This window comes from Shewanella sp. 4_MG-2023, assembly GCF_030548015.1.
GTDB lineage: Bacteria > Pseudomonadota > Gammaproteobacteria > Enterobacterales > Shewanellaceae > Shewanella.
The window spans coordinates 1-24217 of record NZ_JAUORL010000001.1 but is presented as its reverse complement, the minus strand read 5'-3'; the positions used below and the strand labels follow the sequence as shown (position 1 = coordinate 24217).

The 24217-nt window shown below is 42.8% G+C and carries 21 protein-coding genes, 3 tRNA genes and 1 pseudogene; 7 read left to right on the top strand and 18 right to left on the bottom strand.

The window, feature by feature from the left end; translation table 11 throughout:
* Nucleotides 1–195: 195 nt before the first annotated feature.
* From Q4546_RS00125 to leuS, 11 genes and pseudogenes are all read right to left on the bottom strand, one after another.
* Nucleotides 196–1386, bottom strand: coding sequence for a serine hydrolase (locus Q4546_RS00125; protein WP_076543096.1), 1191 nt, complete (start codon nt 1384–1386; stop codon nt 196–198).
* Between the two features lie 281 nt (nt 1387–1667).
* Entirely contained in the window at nt 1668–2483 is an 816-nt protein-coding gene (locus Q4546_RS00120; RefSeq protein WP_102439167.1) for a septal ring lytic transglycosylase RlpA family protein, read from the bottom strand.
* Between the two features lie 49 nt (nt 2484–2532).
* Nucleotides 2533–3564: a lytic murein transglycosylase B gene (mltB, locus tag Q4546_RS00115; protein ID WP_102439001.1), complete on the bottom strand. Its 1032-nt coding sequence runs from the start codon at nt 3562–3564 to the stop codon at nt 2533–2535.
* Between the two features lie 95 nt (nt 3565–3659).
* Entirely contained in the window at nt 3660–4772 is a 1113-nt protein-coding gene (gene rodA / locus Q4546_RS00110) for a rod shape-determining protein RodA (protein ID WP_102477087.1), read from the bottom strand.
* The gene (gene mrdA / locus Q4546_RS00105; RefSeq protein ID WP_102438997.1) at nt 4769–6625 is read right to left on the bottom strand and encodes a penicillin-binding protein 2; all 1857 of its coding nucleotides are present in this window, start codon (nt 6623–6625) and stop codon (nt 4769–4771) included. The genes rodA and mrdA overlap by 4 nt, the downstream gene beginning before the upstream one ends.
* 95 nt (nt 6626–6720) lie before the next feature.
* Nucleotides 6721–7191, bottom strand: coding sequence for a 23S rRNA (pseudouridine(1915)-N(3))-methyltransferase RlmH (gene rlmH, locus Q4546_RS00100; RefSeq protein WP_076543100.1), 471 nt, complete (start codon nt 7189–7191; stop codon nt 6721–6723).
* Nucleotides 7191–7520: a ribosome silencing factor gene (gene rsfS, locus Q4546_RS00095; RefSeq protein ID WP_076543101.1), complete on the bottom strand. Its 330-nt coding sequence runs from the start codon at nt 7518–7520 to the stop codon at nt 7191–7193. Before rsfS ends, rlmH begins: the two co-directional genes overlap by 1 nt.
* A gap of 230 nt (nt 7521–7750) precedes the next feature.
* Nucleotides 7751–8365, bottom strand: a pseudogene (gene nadD / locus Q4546_RS00090) (nicotinate-nucleotide adenylyltransferase); the annotation flags it as partial.
* The gene (gene holA / locus Q4546_RS00085; RefSeq protein WP_303445453.1) at nt 8362–9393 is read right to left on the bottom strand and encodes a DNA polymerase III subunit delta; all 1032 of its coding nucleotides are present in this window, start codon (nt 9391–9393) and stop codon (nt 8362–8364) included. The pseudogene nadD and the gene holA, both read right to left, overlap by 4 nt.
* On the bottom strand, nt 9393–9887 hold the full coding sequence (gene lptE / locus Q4546_RS00080) for an LPS assembly lipoprotein LptE (protein WP_102438991.1): 495 nt from the start codon (nt 9885–9887) through the stop codon (nt 9393–9395). The genes holA and lptE overlap by 1 nt, the downstream gene beginning before the upstream one ends.
* 136 nt (nt 9888–10023) lie before the next feature.
* The gene (gene leuS / locus Q4546_RS00075) at nt 10024–12603 is read right to left on the bottom strand and encodes a leucine--tRNA ligase (protein WP_102439165.1); all 2580 of its coding nucleotides are present in this window, start codon (nt 12601–12603) and stop codon (nt 10024–10026) included.
* Between the two features lie 120 nt (nt 12604–12723).
* On the opposite strand from leuS, the gene Q4546_RS00070 reads away from it, so the two are divergent.
* A complete protein-coding gene (locus tag Q4546_RS00070; protein WP_303445452.1) occupies nt 12724–13224 on the top strand; it encodes a zinc ribbon-containing protein in 501 nt (166 codons plus the stop codon).
* 213 nt (nt 13225–13437) lie between these two features.
* On the opposite strand, the gene Q4546_RS00065 is transcribed toward Q4546_RS00070, so the two are convergent.
* The 7 genes from Q4546_RS00065 to Q4546_RS00035 form a co-directional block, all read right to left on the bottom strand.
* Nucleotides 13438–13953 carry a prepilin-type N-terminal cleavage/methylation domain-containing protein gene (locus Q4546_RS00065; RefSeq protein WP_102438989.1) on the bottom strand — a complete coding sequence of 172 codons (516 nt, stop codon included), beginning with the start codon at nt 13951–13953 and terminating at the stop codon, nt 13438–13440.
* Between the two features lie 14 nt (nt 13954–13967).
* The gene (gene lnt / locus Q4546_RS00060; RefSeq protein ID WP_102532072.1) at nt 13968–15494 is read right to left on the bottom strand and encodes an apolipoprotein N-acyltransferase; all 1527 of its coding nucleotides are present in this window, start codon (nt 15492–15494) and stop codon (nt 13968–13970) included.
* Nucleotides 15495–15537: 43 nt separating this feature from the next.
* Nucleotides 15538–16416 (bottom strand): CNNM family magnesium/cobalt transport protein CorC, encoded by an 879-nt coding sequence (corC, locus tag Q4546_RS00055; RefSeq protein ID WP_102438987.1) that lies wholly within the window; start codon nt 16414–16416, stop codon nt 15538–15540.
* A 51-nt stretch (nt 16417–16467) separates the two neighbouring features.
* Nucleotides 16468–16932, bottom strand: coding sequence for an rRNA maturation RNase YbeY (gene ybeY / locus Q4546_RS00050; RefSeq protein WP_102477091.1), 465 nt, complete (start codon nt 16930–16932; stop codon nt 16468–16470).
* Nucleotides 16922–18028 carry a PhoH family protein gene (locus Q4546_RS00045; RefSeq protein ID WP_102438983.1) on the bottom strand — a complete coding sequence of 369 codons (1107 nt, stop codon included), beginning with the start codon at nt 18026–18028 and terminating at the stop codon, nt 16922–16924. The genes ybeY and Q4546_RS00045 overlap by 11 nt, the downstream gene beginning before the upstream one ends.
* 133 nt (nt 18029–18161) lie before the next feature.
* Nucleotides 18162–19592, bottom strand: coding sequence for a tRNA (N6-isopentenyl adenosine(37)-C2)-methylthiotransferase MiaB (gene miaB / locus Q4546_RS00040; RefSeq protein ID WP_102438981.1), 1431 nt, complete (start codon nt 19590–19592; stop codon nt 18162–18164).
* Nucleotides 19593–19684: 92 nt separating this feature from the next.
* Nucleotides 19685–20104 carry a hypothetical protein gene (locus Q4546_RS00035; protein ID WP_102438979.1) on the bottom strand — a complete coding sequence of 140 codons (420 nt, stop codon included), beginning with the start codon at nt 20102–20104 and terminating at the stop codon, nt 19685–19687.
* A 261-nt stretch (nt 20105–20365) separates the two neighbouring features.
* On the opposite strand from Q4546_RS00035, the gene Q4546_RS00030 reads away from it, so the two are divergent.
* The 6 genes from Q4546_RS00030 to Q4546_RS00005 all read left to right on the top strand — a co-directional run bounded on the left by Q4546_RS00030 (nt 20366) and on the right by Q4546_RS00005 (nt 24217).
* Complete coding sequence (locus tag Q4546_RS00030) at nt 20366–21589, top strand: FAD-dependent monooxygenase (RefSeq protein ID WP_102532058.1); 1224 nt, start codon at nt 20366–20368, stop codon at nt 21587–21589.
* A gap of 261 nt (nt 21590–21850) precedes the next feature.
* Nucleotides 21851–22438: an aminoacyl-tRNA hydrolase gene (gene pth / locus Q4546_RS00025; protein WP_303445451.1), complete on the top strand. Its 588-nt coding sequence runs from the start codon at nt 21851–21853 to the stop codon at nt 22436–22438.
* A 75-nt stretch (nt 22439–22513) separates the two neighbouring features.
* The gene (gene ychF / locus Q4546_RS00020) at nt 22514–23605 is read left to right on the top strand and encodes a redox-regulated ATPase YchF (protein ID WP_102438973.1); all 1092 of its coding nucleotides are present in this window, start codon (nt 22514–22516) and stop codon (nt 23603–23605) included.
* Between the two features lie 204 nt (nt 23606–23809).
* A tRNA-Met gene (locus tag Q4546_RS00015) sits at nt 23810–23886 on the top strand.
* 123 nt (nt 23887–24009) lie between these two features.
* Nucleotides 24010–24094, top strand: a tRNA-Leu gene (locus tag Q4546_RS00010).
* 48 nt (nt 24095–24142) lie between these two features.
* Nucleotides 24143–24217 (top strand) — tRNA-Gln (locus tag Q4546_RS00005).

Below are 24217 nucleotides of genomic sequence, written 5' to 3'. Positions count from 1 at the left end.
TAATTATACTGTAATACAAGTCTGCGAGCAGCGTTTGATGGTCATTTTTACTGCGCCATTGTAATTTATTACCTAAGGCGTTAGTTTTGCGCAGCTGCTTCGATAACAATAAAGCCACCCGAAGGTGGCTTTATTGTAGATATCAGTTTGTTTAACTGACCATTTTACTAATTATTTAGAAAATAGCTTAGCTTATTATTCACCAAACCAGCCTTCAAACATTTGCTTGAAGTAATCCATCAATTTGCTAAACCAGCTGCCTTCATTGACTTCATTTAAAGTGACTAATGGGAATTGAGCTATGTCTTTGCCATCTAATTGGAAGAAAACACGGCCAACAGTTTCGCCTTTCGCTAACGGCGCCGTTAGTGGCTTAGTTAGCTCAAAGTTTGCTTGTAAGTTTTTAGCTTGACCGCGATTAATGGTAATAGGCGTGTCGGTAACGACACCTAAATCAACCGTTTCACGATCACCATACCAGATTTTTTGGGTAACAAAGGTGTCGCCAGCTTTATATGGGGTAATGGTTTCAAAGAAACGGAAACCGTAGTTAAGCAGCTTTTTGCTTTCAGCTTTACGGGCTGACTCGCTGTTAGTACCCATCACCACGGTAATGAGACGCATACCGTCATTGGTCGCTGAAGACACTAAGTTGTAACCCGCACCTGATGTATGGCCAGTTTTGATGCCGTCAACATTAAGGCTGTTATCCCACAATAGGCCGTTACGGTTATATTGTTTAATGCCGTTAAAAGTGAAAGATTTTTCTGAATAAACACGGTATTCATCTGGCACATCACGAATTAACGCTGCGCCTAGCAATGCCATATCATAGGCGGTGGTTTTGTGATTATCAGAATCTAAACCATGTGAGTTTTCAAAGTAACTTTGGGTCATGCCCAGTTGCTTTGACCATGAGTTCATTAAGTCAACAAAGCCATCTTCGGTGCCGGCGATATGTTCTGCCATTGCCACACAGGCATCGTTACCTGATTGAATAATAATGCCGCGGTTTAAATCTTCGACCGTGACAGTTTTACCCACTTCAATAAACATTTTTGACGAATCTGGGAAGTTTTTAGACCAAGCTTTTTTACTGATGGTTACTTCATCATCTAAAGAAATATTACCGACTTTAACTTCATGACCAATAACATAACTGGTCATCATTTTAGTTAAGCTAGCAGGGTTAAGTGATTCATAGGCATTGCTTTCAGCAATCACGCGCCCTGAATTGTAATCCATTAGAACATAAGCTTTAGCGGCGACAGTCGGCGCATTAGGCATAACCATAGGTGCATTAGCTGCGTTGGCTGCTTGAGATGAAAAAGATACCGCAGAAAGCAACAGCAAAGATTTTAGGGGAGTGTTAACAATATTCATCATTAAATTGGCACATCTCTGGTCAATGTAGAAGGTGACGTCGTTTAGGGTTTATTTTTAACTTACCGTGTTTGATGTGCTAGTGAAAGCACCAACAAACGCATTTATCAAAAATAGCATAAAAACCAAGCAAGATTATTACTTTAAAACATCTTTAGTAGGTTTAAATGAATAAACGACATAATTAAAAACATTATATCATTAGTCGCTGACAATTTGACATTAAGCTTCATTAACATAAATAAACTGTCAGGCAGGCTAATTTATTATTTTTCAAAAACTGGTTATTTTTTAGGGTACATCATATAGCTATTAGGGTGGCCATCTTGTTTTAGCTGCACTAATACTTTATTCGCTAAATAACGCTGTCCAATTGGCCCGAGTTGTAGGCGATAAAAGCCATTAGCCGCTTCAACTTTTGCCGGCACTTGGTACTTTTGTTCAAGCTCTTTTGCCAGCACATTAATCCGCAGCAGATCTTTAGAGGCCACCACTTGAATAAAATGCACGCTGGAGTCTTTTAGTTCATCTAGTGCCATTGATTCTGGTGACTCAATATGAATGGCTTCAATGCTGACTTTAGCGGTGCCTTGCTGCAACATACCAATTTTGTAGGCCGCTGCGTAGGATAAATCAATGATGCGCCCTTCATGGAATGGGCCACGATCATTGACTCTGACAATCACTTGTTTGTTATTAGCCTCATTAGTGACTCGCACATAACTTGGTAATGGCAAGGTTTTATGGGCTGCTGACATGGAGTACATATCATAGGTTTCGCCGTTTGATGTTAGGTGGCCATGAAACTTTGACCCATACCAAGATGCGCCGCCCGTTTGTTTAAAACCTTTCGCGCTCGACATCACCTGATATGACTTGCCGCGCACAGTATAGTTTTGCTGGTTTCCTTGGCGACTATAGGGCTCATACTTTGGGTGGGCATCTTCAACCTTACTGACATCGGGGGCACTTTTAGGGGCGCGATCATCTTTGAGCTGATAGCGGTCATCTTGGCTAGTTGGCGTCGGTGAACTTGAACACGCAGCCAATGCACCGCACAACCCAACCACGGCGAGACTAATGAGTGACTTTTTTAGCATGTCATATTTAATGTGACAGTTTATTTGACCGTTCATGTGAGTGCGCATCTTATTTGTTGTCATGTGCAGGGGCTGCACCTGAGTGGTACGCAGCTGCTAATTGCTGGCTAAATTGATATACCGCCATGGCATATAGTGGGCTGCGATTGTAGCGGGTAATCACATAAAAGTTATTAAGCCCTAACCAGTAGTCTGTTGCTTTGGGTTGCTCAAGTTTGATCAGTAATGCAGATTGCGAAGCATCAATATCTTTGGCAACCGCTAGGGATAAACTTGGGGTCAAGATATCAGCCACAGTTTGTGTCGGCTTGCCTTTAAGCCATACCTTGGCTTTAGGCGCGGTTTCAACGGTGTGATTTAATTTAAGGGCAACAGGTGCGCCTTTTTTCCAGCCGTGTTGGTGGAAATAATTAGCAACACTACCAATAGCATCCGGCTTACTATTCAATAGATCTCGGCGGCCATCACCGCTGAAATCAACCGCGTAGTGACGATAGCTTGAAGGAATAAACTGGCCATAACCCATAGCGCCAGCGTAAGAGCCTTTAAGATTGTCATTATCTAATTGCTCTTCTTTAATTAATGACATCAGGTTGCCAAATTCTTTCCTGAAAAAGGTGGCTCTAGGAGGATAGTAAAAGCCTAATGTATACAGCGCATCTTGTACTTTATAGTTACCCATGTAGCCGCCGTAGTAGGTTTCGATACCGATAATGGCAACAATGATTTGCGGGTCAACTTGGAATTTTTCTGAGGCCTGCTTGATGGTTTCAGCATTTTGTTGCCAAAAGGCTAAGCCTTTTTCTAAACGGGAGTCAGTTAAAAAGATGGGATAGTATTGGTGCCAAGGTTTGGCTTCCCAAGGTTTGGAAATAGCATCAAGTACGGCTTGATTATGATTAGCAGATGATAAGAATTGCTGAACTTCTTGTTCGGTAAAGCCCTTGCTCACTTGTTCAGTGATAAAAGCCTGTTTTAGTGCGCTGACTTCTTGCTCTGTTGGCGGCGTTGGCGCCGCAAAAAGTGTTGTTGAACTGAGAAGTAATGCCAGCGCTGTTGCGATTTTAGTTGTTATTTGCATTTAAGGTCCTGTGTAATTGGACTACCGCTAAGTGAAGTCAATTCAGCTGTGCGGCAGTTTTCCTTATTAAGTTATTTCATTAGATTTGGCTGGGATTACCTATCCACAAAGCGTCTATGGGTTTGAATACTCATCAGAATGCCAAAACCTATCATCAATGTCATCATCGAGGTGCCGCCATAACTGATTAAAGGTAAGGGCACTCCCACAACAGGTAAGATGCCAGATACCATACCAATATTGACGAAAATATAAACAAAGAAGGTTAAGGTAATACTGCCTGCCAGTAAGCGAGCAAAGGAGGTTTGCGCTCGCGATGCGATAACCAAGCCGCGGCCGATGATATACATATACAGGGCAAGTAACAGTAAACTGCCGATCAGGCCAAACTCTTCACCGATAACAGCAAAGATAAAGTCGGTATGGCGCTCTGGTAAAAACTCAAGTTGTGATTGTGAGCCTTGCAGCCAGCCTTTACCCCATAGACCACCTGAGCCAATGGCGATTTTCGATTGAATAATATGATAACCCGCGCCGAGAGGGTCGCGCTCAGGATCAAACAAGGTCATCACCCTAGTGCGCTGATAGTCGTGCATTAAGAAGTACCACAGTACCGGTAAAAAGGCTAAAACCGCGGTCACACAACTGCCGACAATTACCCAGCTCATGCCTGATAAAAACAGCACAAAAATCCCCGAAGCGGCGACCAAAATTGAGGTGCCTAAATCAGGTTGCTTAGCAATCAGTAACGTAGGAATTAGCAGAATAACCAAACCACCGGCTAAATAACGTTTTTTCGGTGGTAGCGGAAATTTACTGATGTACCACGCCATAGTAATAGGGAAGGCGAGTTTGATAAGTTCTGATGGCTGAAACTCCATAAAGCCTAAGTTTAGCCAGCGCTGTGCGCCCTTATTAATGGTGCCAAAAAAGTGTACCCCTAGCAGTAGGATGATACCTGCCACGTAAATGGGTAAAGCCCAGCGCCTGAGAATTTCAGGGTTTATTTGGGCAAAGATAAACATGACAAATAATGACAAGCCAAAGCGGGTTAATTGCCTTTCCATCATGGCAAAGTCTTCACCGCTGGCAGAATAAATCACAAACAAGCCAAAAATCATTAGCGCGAGTAGGCCCAACAATAACGGTAAGTCTATGTGTAGTTTTTGCCAAATAGTCTGTTTGTGTGGGTGGTGTGAGGTATTCATTGTTCCACCATCCATTGATCTCGTAACATGTATTCATCCAATAGCGCCCGGGCGACAGGTCCAGCATTGACTCCGCCCCAGCCAGCATTTTCAATAACCACCGCGAGAACAATCTTAGGGTTTTCATAAGGCGCGTAGGCAATAATTAAGGCGTTATCTCGTAAAAACTCTGACACGGTATCAGCATCGTATTTTTCATCTTGGGCAACACTAAATACCTGCGCAGTACCGGTTTTCATTGCTGCGGTATATTTGGCATCAGTAAAGCGAGACTTATCAGCCGTTTTTCGCATCGCTTCGTTAATGATTTCCCAGTTATTATCATCGTTTAATTTTATTGGTTCACGCTCATCAATCGGGGTATCGATTTTAGCGGTGTCATCTTTAAATGATTTTAATAAATGCGGCGTATAACGGGTGCCGTGATTGGCTAAAATGGTGGCGGCATTAGCAAGCTGTAATGGTGTAGAGGTCCAGTAGCCTTGACCAATACCCACCGAAATCGTATCACCAATATACCAAGGCTGATTGTAACGCATGCGCTTCCAATCTTTTGATGGCATGATGCCGTTGGCTTCTTCGTAGATATCAATGCCACTTGATTCGCCAAAACCAAATTGGTTCATGAAATCAGCAATCTTATCGACACCGACTTTATAGGCTAAGTCATAAAAGAAGGTATCACAGGAGTCCATGATGGCACTGTATACATCAACCCAGCCGTGGCCCCAGCGTTTCCAGTCGCGGTATTTACGTTCGACATTGGGGATTTGCCAAAAGCCTGGATCCCAGATGCGGGTTTTTTCGCTAATGGCTTTTTGTTCTAAGCCCAGTAGTGCAATATGCGGTTTTACTGTTGATGCTGGTGAGTATTGGCCTTGGGTTGCACGGTTGATAAGAGGGCGAGATTTATCGTTTAGTAGTGCGTTATACGCCTTGCTGCTAATACCGTGAACAAATAAATTAGGGTCATAACTTGGGCTTGATACCATCGCAAGTACGCCGCCATCTTGTGGATCGATTGCAACCACTGAGCCGCGGCGACCATCTAATAGTTCCATAGCTTTTTGCTGTAGTTTTAAATCTAAGGTGAGGTAAATATCTTGCCCAGGCGTTGGCGGGGTCACCTTCAAGGTGCGGATCACGCGGCCACGGTTATTCACTTCTTCTTCAAGGTGACCAGGGGTGCCTAATAATAGGCTCTCATAGAACTTTTCAATCCCCTGTTTGCCAATATCATTAGTGGCGGCGTAATTTTTCCAGGTACCCGATTTTTCAAGAGATGCGCGATCACGGGTGTTAATTTTACCCACATAACCCAATACGTGAGTCATCAAATCTTCATAGGGGTAATGGCGTTTAAGGCCTGCTTCGACTCTAAAACCGGGGAATTGATGTTGGTTAACACTGAATGCGGCAACTTGCTCTTCAGTTAATCGGCTTTTGATGGTTAATGGTTTAAAGCGGCGATGATAACGTAATCTTTCAGTGATACTTTCACGCTCTTCTTCAGTAAGGGCAATAACCTCATTGAGTTTATCTAGGGTCGCAGTAATATCTTTAGACTTTTCTGGGATGACTTCTAGGGTATAAAACGGCTGGTTTTCAGCAAGCAGTTGGCCGTTACGGTCGTAGATTAAGCCGCGACTCGGGGCTACGGGCACAACGCGGATACGGTTGTCATTAGAGCGGGTTTCATAATCAGTGTATGAGACAACTTGCAGTTGATAAAGGTTAGACAGTAAAACACTGATGAGAATAAACACGCACAGGAAAGTGAACAAAGCACGACGTTTGAATAGCGACGACTCGGCAGCGTGGTCGTGCATGGCAATGCGCTTTTTTGGCGACACTTAAGCTTTCTCCGATGAGATTCAGGCTAATAAATTCAGATTTGTTATATTAGCTGAATTAGCTTTGCTTTTACCAGAGCCTTGACCAATAAGGTTTACTCTCTATGGTAGGGGTGGTTGTTATTTATACTCCATGCTCGATAAAGGCTTTCGGCAACCAGTACTCGAACTAATGGATGGGGCAAAGTGAGGGCGGATAAACACCAGCTTTGGCTTGCAGCAGCTTTGCATGCTGGCGCAAGACCTTCAGGACCGCCAATCAATAAACTGACATCACGGCCATCAAGCTGCCATTTGCTGAGTTGCTCGGCAAGTTGTGGGGTTTCCCAGTTCTTACCAGGCAAGTCTAGGCTTACAATGTGATTGCCTTTGGGTACTGCTGCTAGCATTAGTTCGCCTTCTTTTTGAAGAATGCGTGCTATATCAGCATTTTTACCGCGCTTTCCTGCGGGGATCTCAATCAACTCTAACGCCATATCACGAGGAAAACGACGTTGGTATTCTTCAAATCCGCGGGTTACCCAATCTGGCATCTTGGTGCCAACAGCAATCAGTTGTAACTTCATTATGCGTTGTTTTCAGACCATAGTTTTTCTAGATCATAAAACTCACGTGTTTGGTCTTGCATTACATGTAAGATTACGCCACCTAGATCAACCAGTACCCATTCACTGCTCTCACGACCTTCAACACCTAATGGTTGTAAGCCTGCAGTTTTAGATTCAACGATCATATTTTCCGCAATTGCGCGAACGTGTGTTTTTGATGTGCCAGAGCAAATAACCATAAAATCAGTGATTTGTGATTGTTCTGCAACGTCTAATACCACAACGTCTTTGGCTTTCAGGTCATCGATTTTATCGATAACAAAATCTTTTAATTCCGTGCTCTGCACGTCACTTACCTCGATATATAAAAATAACGGGGCATTATACGCAAAATACCTATGCGAGCGCAATTGAAGCTGAAATTGATTTTAACAGCAGCGATTTTTGAGGCGGGAATTACGAGGGGTTAACGGTAAAGTTGATGTTGTAAAATATAGGCTTGGATGCACGCTGGGAGTTTTTTATTTAATGAGCCTTTTGCTAATTTCAAAGAGCCATCAGCGGAAAAATGAGTGCTTTGTGCGAGTAGTTTAGTGCTTTGGGTGGGTAAGTGAGTTTCGTTAGCCATTATCTGAGTCAGCTGCGCCCTTATTTCAGTAGAGGAGATATCTTGCAAGGTCACTTCAACTGGGAATATATTGCCAACTTTAGCCTCAATCGACTCAGCTTGCTGACAATCTACTTGCTTTTGTTTAAGCAGTTGCATCATCGGATGGTCATGGCTCGCTGACCAACCAGGGCGGCGACAAACCACCAAATGGCACAGGGCAAATAATTGCTGCCATTGATACCATGACGCTAGCTGAATAAAAGAGTCTGTGCCCATTATGAAATAAAATTGATGCTGGGGATAACGCTGGGTTAATAACTCAAGAGTGGTCACAGTGTAAGATGGACTATCACGATTAATTTCGATATCACACACTTCAAGCTCATCATATTGCTGACAAACTAACTCAGCCATAGCTAAGCGTTGCTCACTGCTAACTTTAGTGGTTTGTTTGTGAGGCGGGATATGATTAGGCATTAGCCAAATTTTGTCTAAATTGAGTTGTTGTTTTACTTCAATGGCAGGTTTGATATGACCATAATGAATGGGATCAAAGGTGCCGCCTAAAATCCCAATCTTCATGTTTGCAGTTCTATATGGGCTAATCGTCTGTGGGCATTAGGATCAAATAACAGACTTAAATGGCTGATAGCGGTCCAATCTTCTACCCCATGCTGCTTGAGGTTGCGCTCAATTTTTGAGGCAAAGGCTAGCATGTGTTCGATTTGACTGAGGCTCAGTCGGGTTAATGCCGCTTGATAAAAGGGTTTACGCTTATCCCAAATACGATGTTTAGACCATAAACTATTCAGTTGCTCGCCTTGCTCTACTGCAGATTTTAAACTGAGTAATACATTTAACTCTTTAAACAATGCCCACATTAGAATTGGCATCGCAGTGCCTTCAGCATTAAGCTGTACCAACATATGCTGGGCATGTTTTTGGTGGTTTCCTAGTAGCGCATCGGTTAACTGAAACACAGTAAAGCGCGACTGATCTTCAAAATAATCGTTTAAATGATCGCTGTGGATTGGCTTATCAGGGCTGAGTAATTGCAATAATTGCAAGGCTTGCTCAGCAGCCAACAAATTACCTTCAAACAAGTTAAACAGCATGGCTTTGGCGTCCATCTGCACCTGTAACTTGTAAAAATGAATGCGATTATCTAACCAGCGCTGGAACTGTTTCCCTTCAGGGGTAGCGCAAGGTAAATAAATACCGTCGTTATCAAGGGATTTAAACCATTTGCTTTTGGTTTCAGCAGATATCTTTGGCCCATGGATAATCAGAATAATATCCGGATTAGGATTTTGCATCATGGCTGTTAACGCTGCCGAACCTTCGGTGCCAGGTTTTGCTTGGGGAAGCGTCAACTCGATGATGCGGCGACTGGCAAATAAACTCATTGATTGCCACTCTTGTTGCAAATCATTCCAGCTAAAGCTGTTGTCTTGAGTTAAATGTACCCGCTCTTCAAAACCTTGTTTTTTAGCCGCGCTGAGAATTTGCGCTTTGCAGTTTTCAAGTAACCATGGGTCGTCACCAAAGAGTAAATAACAACCATGGAGTGTTTTGAGATGCTGATTTAATTGATCTGGGTAAACCCGCATCAATTCACCTCGATTGAGGCCAGAGTTTGGATAATATTATCAGCCGCTTGAATACGCATTTCTTTGACTAACATTTCCATTTCTCGGCTTTTTGCGAGTGCTGTACGCGGATCGTCTTGATAATCACGGCGAATTTCAGATACGAATCGCTGTGGCTCGCTGCCTGGGAACATAACAGTGTAATTAACCACATAAATAAGCTCATACTCAGCTACGTTACCCGTAGGATATAAAGACAGGGTAGCACGCTCTAGTGAGTCATTGATGAGGCTTAAAGTGGGTGTTTCATCTGATGCGGGTACGGTTGCCACACGGTGAATACGTAAGCGTTCATTAACTAGACGGGTCAGTTCACTGTATTGGTCATTGGAACGCAGGTGCAATTCTTCAAGTTCGGCAGGAATTGAATAGCTACGTTGTAATTTAAAGCCGCAACCAGCACTGGTCATAATGACGAGCGCCAACAAGGCCAAGTTAATGCGTTTAATTAGCATCACTGTTTTTGGCATCCTTTAACTGTACATGCATAAGATGGGTATTAGGTTACATCTTTAACTTTATGAAGGCGACGAATGACGAGGCTAATTGCTTGTCATTTGTCACCTTCAAGCTATCGTTACTTATAAATGATTAATTAGCAACGATGTTTAGCAGTTTGCCTGGTACATAAATCACTTTGCGTACGGTGACGCCATCAGTGAATTTTTGTACGTTTTCATCAGCTAAACCTAGGGCTTCTACTTCTTCTTTAGCAGCATCTGCAGCTACTGTGATTTTAGCACGCAGCTTACCGTTAACTTGCACGATAATCAGTTTGCTGTCTTCAACTAGTGCTGACTCATCAACTGTTGGCCATAGGCTATCTTCGATATCAGTTTGGTTACCTAAGGCTGTCCACATGCTGAAACAAGTATGTGGGATGATTGGGTAAAGCAAACGTGTTACTGCTGATAATGCTTCTTGCATCAGGGCTCTGTCTTGCTCATTAGCAGACGGGGCTTTTTGCAACTTGTTCATCAGTTCCATGATAGCGGCAATGGCGGTATTGAACATTTGACGGCGTTCAACATCATCACTGACTTTAGCAATGGTTTTATGTAATTCACGACGAAGTGCTTTTTGATTGTTATCAAGTGCTTTAGGGTCAAGTTCAACCACATCACCTTGAGCGATATGATCATGAGCTGTTTTCCAGAAACGCTTAATGAATCGATGTGCGCCTTCAACGCTTGATTCTTGCCACTCAAGGGTTAACTCAGGTGGGGCTGCAAACATCATGAATAAACGCACGGTGTCAGCACCGTATTTATCAACCATTTCTTGTGGGTCGATACCGTTATTCTTAGACTTAGACATCTTGCTCATGCCGGTATAAACCAGTTCATGACCTTCACTGTCTACCGCTTTTACTACACGGCCTTTATCGTCAGTTTCTTGTACTGTAACGTCAGATGGTGAAACCCAAACGCGGGCGCCTTTCTCGTTGTTATAGTAATAAGCATCAGCCAATACCATACCTTGAGTCAGCAAGCGTTTGGCTGGCTCATCAGAGTCAACTAAACCAATATCACGTAGCAACTTGTGGAAGAAGCGGAAGTATAGCAAATGCATACAAGCATGCTCGATACCGCCAATATATTGATCCACTGGTAACCAGTAGTTTGCTTTAGCAGGATCAAGCATTTGATCTGCATGGGGGCTACAGTAACGGGCGTAATACCAAGATGATTCCATAAAGGTATCAAAGGTATCAGTTTCACGCAGTGCTGGCTGGCCATTTACCGTGGTTTTAGCCCACTCTTTGTCAGCTTTTATCGGGCTTTGAATACCATCCATTACCACATCTTCAGGTAATACAACCGGCAGTTGCTCAGCTGGTGTTGGCATTACAGTGCCATCTTCAAGCGTAACCATAGGGATAGGAGCGCCCCAGTAGCGTTGACGCGATACCCCCCAGTCACGCAGACGGAAGTTCACTTGACGCTTACCTTTACCTTCAGCAGTCAGTTTGGCATCAATAGCATCGAATGCAGCTTGGAACTCTAAACCGTCAAACTCACCTGAATTAAATAGCACGCCTTTATCAGTAAAGGCAGCTTCACTGATATCCACATCGCTATCAGCAGGCTTGATCACAGCTTCAATGGTTAAACCGTATTTTTTAGCAAACTCATAATCACGTTGGTCATGGGCTGGAACTGACATTACTGCGCCAGTACCGTAGTTCATTAATACAAAGTTACCGACCCAAATAGGCACTTCTTTGCCGGTTAATGGGTGGATTGCATTAAGACCGGTCGCAACGCCTTTCTTTTCCATTGCAGCCATAGCCGCTTCGGTAGTATCAACGTTTTTACATTCTTCAATGAATGCAGCAAGCTCAGGGTTATTCTTTGCTGCAGCTTCAGCAAGAGGGTGACCACTGGCAATTGCAACATAGGTTACGCCCATCACGGTATCAGGACGAGTGGTATAGATATCAAAGCTATCGTCACTGCCAGCAACACCGAAAGTCATTTCAATCCCTTCACTGCGGCCAATCCAGTTACGTTGCATCGCCTTAACTTGCTCAGGCCATTCATCTAACTTATCGATATCGTTTAATAGCTCTTCAGCGTAATCGGTGATTTTAATGAACCACTGAGGGATTTCTTTTTGAACCACCTCAGTGTCACAACGCCAACAGCAACCGTCTTGTACTTGCTCGTTAGCCAGTACTGTTTCATCGTTTGGACACCAGTTAACTGAGGCGGTCTTTTTGTAGACTAAGCCTTTTTCAAATAACTGGGTGAAGAACCATTGTTCCCACTGGTAATACTCAGGGGTGCAAGTCGCGATTTCACGACTCCAATCATAACCAAAGCCTAATAGCTTAAGTTGGTTCTTCATGTAGTCGATATTTTCATAAGTCCATGGCGCAGGCGCAGTCTTATTATTGATTGCGGCATTCTCTGCAGGTAGACCAAATGAGTCCCAACCGATAGGTTGTAACACATTTTTACCTTGCAAACGTTGGTAACGAGCAACAACATCACCTATGGTGTAGTTACGCACGTGTCCCATGTGAAGTCGGCCTGATGGATAAGGGAACATAGAGAGACAGTAAAATTTCTCTTTGTTTGCATCTTCAGTTACTTCGAAGGTTTTTTTGTCTTCCCAGTGCTTTTGCACCAAGGCTTCAATTTCTGAGGGATTATATTGCTCTTGCATCACTCTATTCCGGCCAATGCCGCCCATTGTTTGATCTAGCGCTAAAAAGCGCGAGTAAGATCTGCATAGAATAAACTAGAAGTGATGCATTAAAAAGGTTCAGATGAAGGAGTATTTACTATGAGTGGACGAAGTTCAGCGTTATTAGCACTATATAAGACGCTTTTTGAGCAAGTTAAGAAACAATATGATGAAGATAACTCATTGACGGCAAAGAGCATTTTTGCTTCTGTGACCCAGTGTAAAGATTATTTGCAATTAAAGTCAGCCGCCGATGCCGAGGAGCTTGCTTTAGCAGAAGATTTTTTAAAGCGTGACATCGCCAGCTACATAAAAGAGGAAAATGCCGATAACCTCAGTTTTAGCCCAACTGTCATTGGTATTGAAAACACCTTATGGCACTGGCTGGGTGAAATTACTGATCGCAGCCAAGTAGAGTGGCATGAAATTGCCCAAGACTTTAAGCATCAGGGTTTTTATATGTCAGGGGAGGTGATTAACCAAGGTAAAGTGATTTGTACTGAGTGTAATCATGAAATGAAAATTGAATTCCCCAGTATTATTCCAGATTGCCCACAATGCGATAATGAAATGTTCACTCGAGAAGCGCTAACGCCTTAAAGCGCTGCCTATTTCAAACAATAGCACGATTTTAGAGATTGTTTGAGACAGCAACTATGCTAGCTGACTTAAGTGGCATAGTGTTTTACGTTTTATGTTTATGTAATAGTGCTTTACGTCTTATGTTTATGTAATAGTGTTTTACGTCTTATGTTTATGCAATAGTGTTTTATGGTCAATTTTTTATCGATTAACTGAGTTTAAAGCGCATATTTAGCAACCCGAGGTGCTAACTTGGTATGTTGGCGGGTTAGCTTCACTACTGGCCTGGGTGTACAAAAAATAGCAGTTGTCATCACGCACTTCACCATCGTCATTGAGATCATATCCAATATAGGTTTCAGGTGCACCTCGATATTGGATTTCCCAATCGTCCATCGACACAATCCATTTTTCGATATCAGTATTATCAAGATAACCGTTTATTAAACGGGTATTGAAACTGCCATCGCCTTCTAAATCGATATCGGTTAAATCATCACGACCTGGAACACTTCGGGTAGAAATACTGGGCATTTGCGTGCGTGCATAAACGAGGGTATTAGCTGCTTTAACGCTGCTCTGTAATTGTGATAATGCGTTAATTCGGGCTTCAGTGGCAAAGTTGATAAACTTTGGCGCAGCAATAATGGCAATGACGGCCAAAATGATAATGACCACCACTAACTCAATTAATGTAAATCCATTTGGATTGAATATATTTGGCTTAACTGGCAATGCTTGCTGCAATCATGGCCTCCTTGCTATTTTTTTCTGCCTTTGTTTAATAATAGTTGATATATAAAACTAAATAAAATTATCAAGCTACATAATATGAGTAACGGTGTTTGGCCTATTCGCTTAAACCAAGTTTCACCGTCATATAAGGCAACGTCAGCCACTAATACTCCAGATTTGAACTGTGGCAGTTGGTGAGTAATACGGCCTTTAATATCGACCACAGCGGTAACACCGTTGTTGGTGGCTCTGACTAAGGGGCGCCCCAACTCAATTGCGCGCATTTGGGCTATTTCCATGTGTTGCAGTGGCCCGATAGAGTCACCAAACCAGGCATCATTAGACACTGTGAGTAAAAAATCAGTGTCTTTATTCACATTGGCGCGTAATTGCTCAGGAAAGACGATTTCGTAGCATAAAGCCGGTGCCACTTGATAGCCTAAAGCATTAAGGTTTTTTTGCTCATAGGTGCCACGTGCAAAAGATGACATGGGTAAATTAAAAAACGGGGCTATTGGGCGTAAAAGGCTTTCAAAAGGGACAAACTCACCTATTGGTAATAGATGATGTTTCTTGTAATCATTAATGCCACTTCCAACGTAATCGCCCTCAGTCTGCTGAGGATGATAGGCATTGCCCAATACAATTAATGAGTTATAAAAGTCATTTTGTTGCATGCTAATAATACCGGTAATGATGGCGCTATTATTTAAATTAGCCACCTTGTCGGTATTATGTAAAAAGTCTGCCACCATAGCTTCAGGCGCTGGAATCGCGGCTTCAGGCCAAATGATGATATCAGCATCAAAATTAGGCCGACTTAAATCCATATACTTGAGTAAAGTTGGCCATAGTGCGTCAGGCTCCCACTTCATACTTTGCTCAATATTGCCTTGTACTAAAGCCACTTTAACCGTTTCATTTCGTGGGCTTATGTCGGAGATGTGCGGCGCAAGGTAAGTGCTGATAAATATCAAAGAGAATATGATGATAACACTGGCAAAACGTTGATATAACACCAGTGCGATACTGCCACAAACCAGTGCGATAACATAACTTAAGCCTAATGCGCCAATTATACTGCCAAGCTCTGACAATGGCCCTTGGGTTTGACTGTAGCCTGCCCATAACCAAGGGAAACCTGTGAGAACCCAACCGCGCATCCACTCGGTAAATACCCACAGTGCGGGGAATAACCCTAAGTAACGAAAATAAACTTGCCAGCCTTGAGTTTGCTGATATTGGGACAGTTTCGCAGTGAGATAACCTGCTAGCGCTGGAAATAAGGCCAGATAAAGCGCCAATATTGCCATTAATGCCATTGATACTATTAGCGGTAAACCACCAAAGGTATCAATGCTGACATGTACCCAACTAATGCCAAATGCAAAACAGCCAAAGCCGAAGCTTAACCAATGAAAGAAGTTTTCTTTCGGGGTTAGGCTGCGACTTTGCCATAAAACAAACAGCATTGCTGCGGGGTAAAAAGCCCAAATAGCGTAGGGGGCAAAAGCAAGTGTGGTTGAAGCACCTGCAACAAATGCAGTCACCATTTTAATCACTGATGACTTGGAAAGTTTATTTTTTAGCACAGAGTTAGTCGTCGAGTTCTTCTAGCAGTTTTTGATCGGGTAACTTCACACTAAGTTGAATTAAACGTCTGGTGTCAGCATTGGTGACTTTAAACTCGATATTATCGATAACGACAGTTTCATTTCGCTCTGGTAAGTGACCAAATGCGTGTGAAACTAAGCCGCCTACGGTATCAAATTCTTCGTCGCTAAATTGGGTGCCACAAGCGTCATTAAATTCATCAATCGGTGTACGTGCTTTAATCATAAACACGGTGTTACTGATCTTTTTGATTTCGGTATCTTCTACTGAACTATGATCGAACTCGTCTTCGATTTCACCGACGATTTCTTCTAAGATATCTTCAATCGTCACTAGACCGGATACACCGCCATATTCATCGACCACGATGGCCATATGATATCGCTGGGAGCGGAATTCTTTTAGCAGTACATCAACGCGTTTGCTTTCAGGCACAACAACCGCAGGCCTGATGACTTGATGCAATGAGAAAGGTTGAGCTGATTGTTTGAAACCATATTTAAGTAAATCTTTTGCAAGCAAAATACCTTCAATATGATCTTTATCCTCGTTGACCACAGGAAAACGGGAGTGTGCAGACTCAATGACTGTTTCTAGTAGCTCTTCAACAGTGCTATCGATTTGCAATGTGACTATTTGGCTTCGAGGGATCATGATGTCGCGTACCCGCAACCCTGATACTTCTAATACGCCATTCATCATTTCGCGGGTGTCTTCAGTAATTAAAGAGCGCTCTTCTGCGCCAGCAATTACATCAACTAAGTCTTCGCGATTTTGAGGTTCGCCCTGAAACATCTGACTAATTTTGCCAATCCAGTTCTTCTTACGGGCGTTGGTACTCGGTGGGATGTCGTCACTCATAATATTTTACTAAATCAAAATCAGCATGTTATATGCAGTCGTCTGATTTATTTACGCTTCCTTATATGGATTTGAAAAACCTAAGCCTTCAATGAGTTGAGTCTCTAATGACTCCATTTCTTCAGCTTCATTATCGATAATATGGTCATAGCCTAGTAAATGCAAGCAGCCGTGAATAACCATATGGGCCCAATGTGCGACAAGGGGCTTATTTTGTTGATTTGCTTCAAGTTCTACCACCTCAGCACTAATGATGAGATCGCCTAATAGCGGTAACTCAATCCCTGGAGGCGCTTCAAAGGGGAAAGACAATACATTAGTCGGCTTGTCTTTACCACGGTAAGTATTATTAAGTTGCTGGCTTTCAGTATTTTCAACAATTCTGATGGTCAGTTCAGCTTGCGCCATAGTGTTACCAAGGGCTGTCGCTACCCATAGCTCAAATTCACTTCGGCTGGGGAGCTTACTGCTGTCAGTAACGGCAATTTGCAGATCTAAATCAAGTTTAAGACTCATTATTTATTGCTCCGTCTTTACTGATCTCGTTGGCGTTAACGTCCACATTGGCCATTTGTTCATTAAAGGCCGTTTGACGTTGTTTATACTGGCGCTCTTTTTCAGCTTTTTGTGCTAGCTCTTTTGAATCAAAGGCTTCATAAGCTTCGACAATTCTTGCCACAATCGGATGACGCACCACATCTTGAGACATAAAGAAGTTGAAGCTGATTTCATCGACCTCACTCAATACTTCAATGGCTTGGCGAAGCCCTGATTTTTGACTGCGAGGCAAATCTATCTGGGTAATATCACCGGTGATCACCGCTTTCGAGTTAAAGCCGATACGGGTTAAGAACATTTTCATTTGCTCAACAGTAGTATTTTGGCTTTCATCCAATATAACAAACGCATCATTTAGGGTTCGACCACGCATATAGGCTAAAGGCGCGACTTCAATAATATTACGTTCAAGTAGCTTTTCAACTTTCTCAAAGCCCATCATTTCAAATAAGGCATCATAAAGCGGGCGTAAATAGGGATCGACTTTCTGACTTAAATCCCCTGGTAAAAAACCTAATTTTTCGCCAGCCTCAACAGCTGGGCGGGTAAGGAGTATTCGTCTTACTTCTTGTCTTTCAAGGGCATCAACAGCTGCGGCAACTGCTAAAAAGGTTTTACCGGTACCGGCAGGTCCCACACCAAAGGTAATGTCGTGTTTGGCCATATTCGCCACATACACAGACTGGTTTGGGTTGCGAGGTTTGATGATGCCGCGTTTAGTTTTGATATGCAGGGTGTCATCTTCAGCCGATGATTCAGCTTCGAGGTTAATGACCTCCTGAATGGCTAAATGCACTCGCTCTGGCTCTAAATCTGGGGTGCTACCTTTAACAGTTTGGGTTTCAATGTATAGCTGTTTCAGTAAATTATTAGCATTAAAGGCATGTCTTGGCAGGCCAACGATTTTGAAATGATTATTCTTATGGATAATCTCAACACCTAAACGACGTTCAAGCTGTTTAATGTTGTCATCATATGGACCACATAATGAGGCAATTCTTCGAGTTTCAGCAGGCTCGAGGTATAAATTCATGGTAGTAACTTTAGTGGACAAAAATAATGCTCCAAAAGAAAAAGAATGCGAATAGGTATAAAAGTTAAAATACCACGGTATTAACTGAAAAGCACAATAAAGGCGGCTCGAGGCCGCCTTTATTAAATAATGATAAACCCGTTTTATGGCTAAATTAGCTGCCTGGGGTAAATTGGCTTACACCAATATCATCATCAGTTTTGTGTTTGGCTACGATATCTGACGGACGTAAACTTCGACGTAAATCCATCTCGTCTTCGCCACGAATAAATACGCCGCGCAGCGAGTTTGTATATACATCAACAATTTCAACATCCACAAAACCGCCAATACACTTAGGATCAGCTTCAAAGTTCACTACGCGGTTATTTTCAGTACGGCCGCGAAGCTCCATAGGGTTCTTAACTGAAGGGCCTTCAACTAAAATACGTTGAACAGTGCCTAACATTTGGCGGCTGTAGCGCATGGCTTGTTGGGTAATACGGTCTTGTAAAATCGCTAAGCGCTTTTTCTTTTCTTCCATGGTGACATCATCTGGCAAATCAGCCGCTGGTGTTCCTGGACGGGCGCTGTAGATAAAGCTAAAGCTGTGGTCAAAACTGACATCTTCAATCAACTTCATGGTGTCTTCAAATTCAGCATTTGACTCACCAGGGAAGCCGACAATGAAATCGGAACTGATTTGGATATCAGGGCGCGCTTTACGTAAACGACGAATAATTGATTTATATTCAATTGCCATATGACCACGTTTCATATTAGTTAGAATGCGGTCTGATCCCGATTGCACTGGTAAATGTAAGAAACTCACCACTTCAGGGGTGTCTTCATAAACATCGATAATGTCTTGTGAAAACTCAATGGGGTTACTCGTTGTGTAACGCACACGGTCGATACCATCAATTGATGCCACTAGACGCAATAACTCTGCGAAGGTGCAAATATCATCATCATGGGTAGCACCGCGAAACGCATTCACGTTTTGACCAAGCAGGTTTACTTCACGTACACCTTGTTCAGCAAGTTGTGCGATTTCTAAAATGACATCATCAACCGGGCGGCTAACTTCTTCACCGCGGGTGTACGGCACTACGCAGAATGAACAGTATTTACTGCAGCCTTCCATAATAGACACAAACGCCGATGGACCGTCAGCGCGAGGCTCAGGTAGGCGATCGAATTTTTCAATTTCAGGAAAGCTCACATCAATAACTGCTTTATCGCCATTATTAATTTGGGTGATCATCTCAGGTAAGCGATGTAAGGTTTGTGGGCCAAAAATAATATCAACGCACTGAGCACGTTCTTTAATGGCTTTACCTTCTTGTGATGCAACACAACCACCTACACCGATAATTAGATTAGGTTTTTTGTCTTTGAGGGTTTTCCAGCGACCAAGCTGATGAAACACTTTTTCCTGCGCTTTTTCGCGAATTGAACATGTGTTTAGTAGCAGTACGTCTGCTTCTTCAGCATCCTCAGTCAAGGTATAACCTTGATAATCGTCCAGCAAGTCAGCCATTTTAGATGAATCATATTCATTCATCTGACAGCCCCAGGTCTTTATGTGTAGTTTTTTACTCATCAGTTACGCCGTTCTATTACCACAGAAAAATAGCCGAGTATTTTAACTGCACAAAGGCTCGCTGGCTAGCCTTTGTGCACACTTAAGCGGCATTATTCTGAAATGACTAATACCCCTATATTTTCAGGGTGTTTATCTATTTGGGCTAACTCATTTGATTGATTGGTAAAATAGCCAAATTGTTTCGCCATTGTGACGTTATCTTGTCTTGCTTGAACAATTATTTTTTGCGCTAGCTCTCTATTAAACTGCGTAAGCATTTCCGTGGTTTGTTGATATAAGGCATAATCGAAGGATGAACGGTGAATAACCGTAATGGTTTCCATCGGTTGTACTTCGGCTTGTGCTGTCATTGGCATAATGGCTGCGCCAGCAACAAGCCCTGCAAGTAGCGGCATAGTATAGAGTGACTTAGTAAACTTTTTTACATAACTCATTAACGTATTACGGCTGCTTGTTAGTGATTTAAGGGTTCCATTATTAGATTGTACATAGGTGCTTTGACTGAACATACTATCCTCTCTTACCTTGGCATTTAAGGGGTTGGTTGCAAGGCATGTCATACTAGACAGTCTCAGTATAAGGTAAGGTTTGGTGGTCAAAGTTTAATCAGTGTAAGCAAGTGTTGCTCAAACTCAAGATAGCAACATATCGATACGATTGAGGCGTTACAGACATCTTTGTACATAGTTTAAGTGACGCTTATTGGCACATAATAGTAGCCGCTGTCATGGCGTTTCAGTATTACAGCTTTTTATTAAGGTAAATAAACAATGCATCAAGCATCGAATGTAGTTGAACATGATGTCGTCATCGTTGGCGGAGGTATGGTGGGCGCAGCTGTAGCTGTGGGGTTAGGTCAGCTTGGCTTAAATGTTGCCATGGTTGAAGCATTCGCGCCTAAAGCCTATTTACCTGAGCAGCCCTTAGACTTACGCGTATCAGCTATTAGTGTGGCCTCTGAGCAATTACTTGAACGCTTGGGCGTAATGGAGCAATTACGCACTATGCGTCATGTGGCCTATAAAGGTTTAGAAACCTGGGAGCTCGATGATTGCATTACCCGTTTTCATGCTGATCAGATCGATGAATCACATCTGGGCTATTTTTTTGAGAACCGCTTAATTCAACTGAGTCTGTGGCAGCAAATTGAAAAGATGGACAATGTGCATTGTTATTGCCCTGATAGCGTTGCTAAGTTCGAGCGTATTGAAATGAGCAATAGTGGCGTAAAATCATTGTCTCAAGGAATGAAAGCGGCCCTTAAAAGTGGCGTTGAATTACATGCATCATTATTAGTTGGCGCAGATGGGGCTAACTCACAAGTAAGACAATGGGCCGGTATTGGTATTACTGGCTGGGATTATGCTCAGTCAGCCATGCTCATTAATGTTGAAACTGACACCGCGCAGCAAGACATAACTTGGCAACAGTTTACCCCTCAAGGGCCACGCTCATTACTGCCATTACCGGGTAATAACGCCTCATTAGTATGGTATGACAGTAATAGTCGCATTAAGCAGCTTATGCAGCTCAATCATAAACAACTGGCTGAGCAAATTAAGCTTAACTTTCCATCAAGGCTTGATGAGAACTTTACCGTTATAGCTAGAGGCAGTTTCCCGCTCACAAGACGTCATGCCCAAGATTATTGCCAAGATAATATTGTGATTTTAGGTGATGCAGCCCATACCATTAACCCGCTTGCAGGGCAGGGCGTCAATATTGGTTTTAAAGATGTCGATGTATTGATTGCAACCATTGCCGATGCAGTAGGCAATGATAAACCTTGGTGGACAGCATCTTGTTTAAAGCAGTATCAATGCAAACGTTATAGCGATAATTTATTGATGATGTCAGCAATGGATGCATTCTATGCAGGCTTTAGTAATGATTTATTACCAATAAAACTGTTAAGAAATGGGTTGTTGAAACTGGCAAACTACGATAATCCGATCAAACAGAAAGTGCTTAAATACGCATTGGGTTTAGCGTAACTTATTCTATTTAATCAGCAATCACGCCTTCCCCACCACGCAATTTCTAATGGCGGTTAACTATATTCACTGTGAACTTTTTCACAGTGAGGTTATCCCCATTCTGTCTAATTATCACAGTGTATTTGTTGAGTTCAGTTTTGAGTGTTAAAATGCCGCGCTTTAGCGCCTTCAAATCACAAAATCTTAGTCTATAACTATTAAGATGGATAAATGATATTGAAGATAACGCAGTCATTTAACCACTGAAATTGAGTGCTAATGAGTCAAATAAAACTAATTGTCGGCCTTGCTAACCCAGGTGCAGAATACGCCCACACTCGTCATAATGCGGGTGCATGGTATGTACAAGAGTTAGCGCGTTTATGTGGCGCCACCTTAGCGCCAGACAGTAAATATTTTGGCTTAACCGCCAGAGTCACTATTGATGGTAAAGATGTGCGTCTACTTATACCTACTACGTTTATGAATTTAAGCGGTAAGTCAGTGGGCGCATTAGCGAACTTTTTTCGTACTTTACCTGAAGAGATATTAGTGGCCCATGATGAGCTTGATATGGAGCCGGGCGTTGCCAAGTTTAAATTGGGCGGTGGTCATGGTGGTCATAACGGCTTAAAAGATATTATTGCTAAGCTTGCCAATGAAAAAGGCTTTTACCGATTACGTATTGGTATTGGTCACCCTGGAGATAAAAACCGCGTCAGTGGTTATGTCTTAGGTAAAGCGCCAGCGAGCGATCAAGAAAAGATGGACGCAGCAATAGATGAAGCGGTGCGTTCAACTGAAATATTGTTTAAACAAGACATGGCGAAAGCGATGCACCGATTACACACATTCAAAGCGCTCTAATTAGCCGCGCTTTGATTATTGATTTGACACAACTTACCACTTCCTAGGTGAGTTTAATTATATAAAGGTAAAAATATGGGTTTTAAATGCGGCATTGTGGGTTTGCCAAATGTTGGTAAGTCAACACTATTTAATGCGTTAACTAAAGCAGGAATCGAAGCTGCTAACTTCCCGTTTTGTACCATTGAGCCAAATACGGGTGTGGTTCCAGTACCTGATCCACGTTTAGATGCATTAGCAGCGATTGTTAATCCAGAACGTATTTTACCGACTACAATGGAATTTGTGGATATTGCAGGTTTAGTTGCTGGCGCATCAAAAGGTGAAGGTTTAGGTAACAAGTTCCTAGCTAACATTCGTGAAACGGATGCCATTGGTCACGTTGTACGTTGTTTTGAAGATGACAACATCGTTCATGTTGCTAACAAGGTTGACCCTGCAGGCGATATTGATGTTATCAACACTGAACTTGCGTTAGCGGATTTAGACAGCTTAGAGCGTGCTATCTTCCGTCAGCAAAAGCGCGCTAAAGGCGGCGACAAAGATGCTAAGTTTGAAGTAGAAGTACTTGAAAAAATGCGTCCAACTTTAGATGAAGGCCAAATGCTGCGTTCATTAGAGTTAAGCAAAGAAGAAATGGCTGCAATTGCCTACCTTAACTTCTTAACCCTAAAGCCAACCATGTACATTGCTAACGTATCTGAAGATGGATTTGAGAATAACCCACATTTAGATGCTGTTAAAGCCATTGCTGCGACAGAAAACGCCGTGGTGGTTGCAGTATGTGCTGCTATTGAGTCTGAGCTTGCTGAGATGGACGCTGAAGAGCGTGATGAGTTTATGGCAGACCTTGGTCTTGATGAGCCAGGGCTTGATCGCGTTATTCGTGGTGGTTATGAATTATTGGACTTACAGACTTACTTTACTGCAGGTGTAAAAGAAGTAAGAGCATGGACTGTGCCAGTAGGCGCCAGTGCGCCACAAGCTGCTGGTGTGATCCACACCGACTTTGAGCGTGGCTTTATTCGCGCCCAAGTAATGGCCTATGATGACTTTATCGAGTTTAATGGTGAAGCAGGTGCTAAAGAAGCAGGTAAGTTACGCGTAGAAGGTAAAGCTTATATCGTTAAAGATGGCGATGTAATGCATTTCTTATTCAACGTATAAATAGTATTTGCAGACTTTAATTAGTCAAACAAGCGGTCGAGGTTAACTTTTTTGGTCAAATATGCCGATTTGCTACGCAGTTTGGTGAACTTATAGCCGAACAGTGCCAATTGATGAAAATAGCTAAAAAAAGCAGTTGACCTCGATACGCTGAATAAGCATAATACGCCCCGTCCTCACGACGAGGGCAACGTAAGATAAAGTGGCAATGTAGCTCAGCTGGTTAGAGCACAGCATTCATAATGCTGGGGTCGCAGGTTCAAGTCCCGCCATTGCTACCATCTTCTCAAGATGTCAAACTAGAGATTCGCTGGTTAGTTAAGGCCGCAAGGTTTTAGAAATATGACTGGCTACCTTCTCAAGGTTAAATGAGCATCGTGTTCTGGATGTTAAACAGAGTCAGTGCGGGAGTGGTGGAATTGGTAGACACGCCAGATTTAGGTTCTGGTGCCGTAAGGTGTGAGAGTTCAAGTCTCTCTTCCCGTACCATTATATAGAAAGGCTGGCATTAGCGGGTTTTTCGAAAAAGCTTTAGATTGGGATATCGCCAAGTGGTAAGGCACCGGGTTTTGATCTCGGCATCCCCAGGTTCGAATCCTGGTATCCCAGCCA

What these genes read in the sequence shown, in the direction of transcription:
- lptE (WP_102438991.1), bottom strand. Translation starts at nt 9,887, where the DNA reads ATGCTAATTAAACGCATTAACTTGGCCTTGTTGGCGCTCGTCATTATG.
- ychF (WP_102438973.1), top strand. Translation starts at nt 22,514, where the DNA reads ATGGGTTTTAAATGCGGCATTGTGGGTTTGCCAAATGTTGGTAAGTCA.
- Q4546_RS00035 (WP_102438979.1), bottom strand. Translation starts at nt 20,104, where the DNA reads ATGTTCAGTCAAAGCACCTATGTACAATCTAATAATGGAACCCTTAAA.
- miaB (WP_102438981.1), bottom strand. Translation starts at nt 19,592, where the DNA reads ATGAGTAAAAAACTACACATAAAGACCTGGGGCTGTCAGATGAATGAA.
- lnt (WP_102532072.1), bottom strand. Translation starts at nt 15,494, where the DNA reads ATGGTGACTGCATTTGTTGCAGGTGCTTCAACCACACTTGCTTTTGCC.
- Q4546_RS00070 (WP_303445452.1), top strand. Translation starts at nt 12,724, where the DNA reads ATGAGTGGACGAAGTTCAGCGTTATTAGCACTATATAAGACGCTTTTT.
- Q4546_RS00120 (WP_102439167.1), bottom strand. Translation starts at nt 2,483, where the DNA reads ATGCTAAAAAAGTCACTCATTAGTCTCGCCGTGGTTGGGTTGTGCGGT.
- ybeY (WP_102477091.1), bottom strand. Translation starts at nt 16,932, where the DNA reads ATGAGTCTTAAACTTGATTTAGATCTGCAAATTGCCGTTACTGACAGC.
- Q4546_RS00030 (WP_102532058.1), top strand. Translation starts at nt 20,366, where the DNA reads ATGCATCAAGCATCGAATGTAGTTGAACATGATGTCGTCATCGTTGGC.
- rlmH (WP_076543100.1), bottom strand. Translation starts at nt 7,191, where the DNA reads ATGAAGTTACAACTGATTGCTGTTGGCACCAAGATGCCAGATTGGGTA.
- holA (WP_303445453.1), bottom strand. Translation starts at nt 9,393, where the DNA reads ATGCGGGTTTACCCAGATCAATTAAATCAGCATCTCAAAACACTCCAT.
- pth (WP_303445451.1), top strand. Translation starts at nt 21,851, where the DNA reads ATGAGTCAAATAAAACTAATTGTCGGCCTTGCTAACCCAGGTGCAGAA.
- mltB (WP_102439001.1), bottom strand. Translation starts at nt 3,564, where the DNA reads ATGCAAATAACAACTAAAATCGCAACAGCGCTGGCATTACTTCTCAGT.
- corC (WP_102438987.1), bottom strand. Translation starts at nt 16,416, where the DNA reads ATGAGTGACGACATCCCACCGAGTACCAACGCCCGTAAGAAGAACTGG.
- rodA (WP_102477087.1), bottom strand. Translation starts at nt 4,772, where the DNA reads ATGAATACCTCACACCACCCACACAAACAGACTATTTGGCAAAAACTA.
- leuS (WP_102439165.1), bottom strand. Translation starts at nt 12,603, where the DNA reads ATGCAAGAGCAATATAATCCCTCAGAAATTGAAGCCTTGGTGCAAAAG.
- Q4546_RS00125 (WP_076543096.1), bottom strand. Translation starts at nt 1,386, where the DNA reads ATGATGAATATTGTTAACACTCCCCTAAAATCTTTGCTGTTGCTTTCT.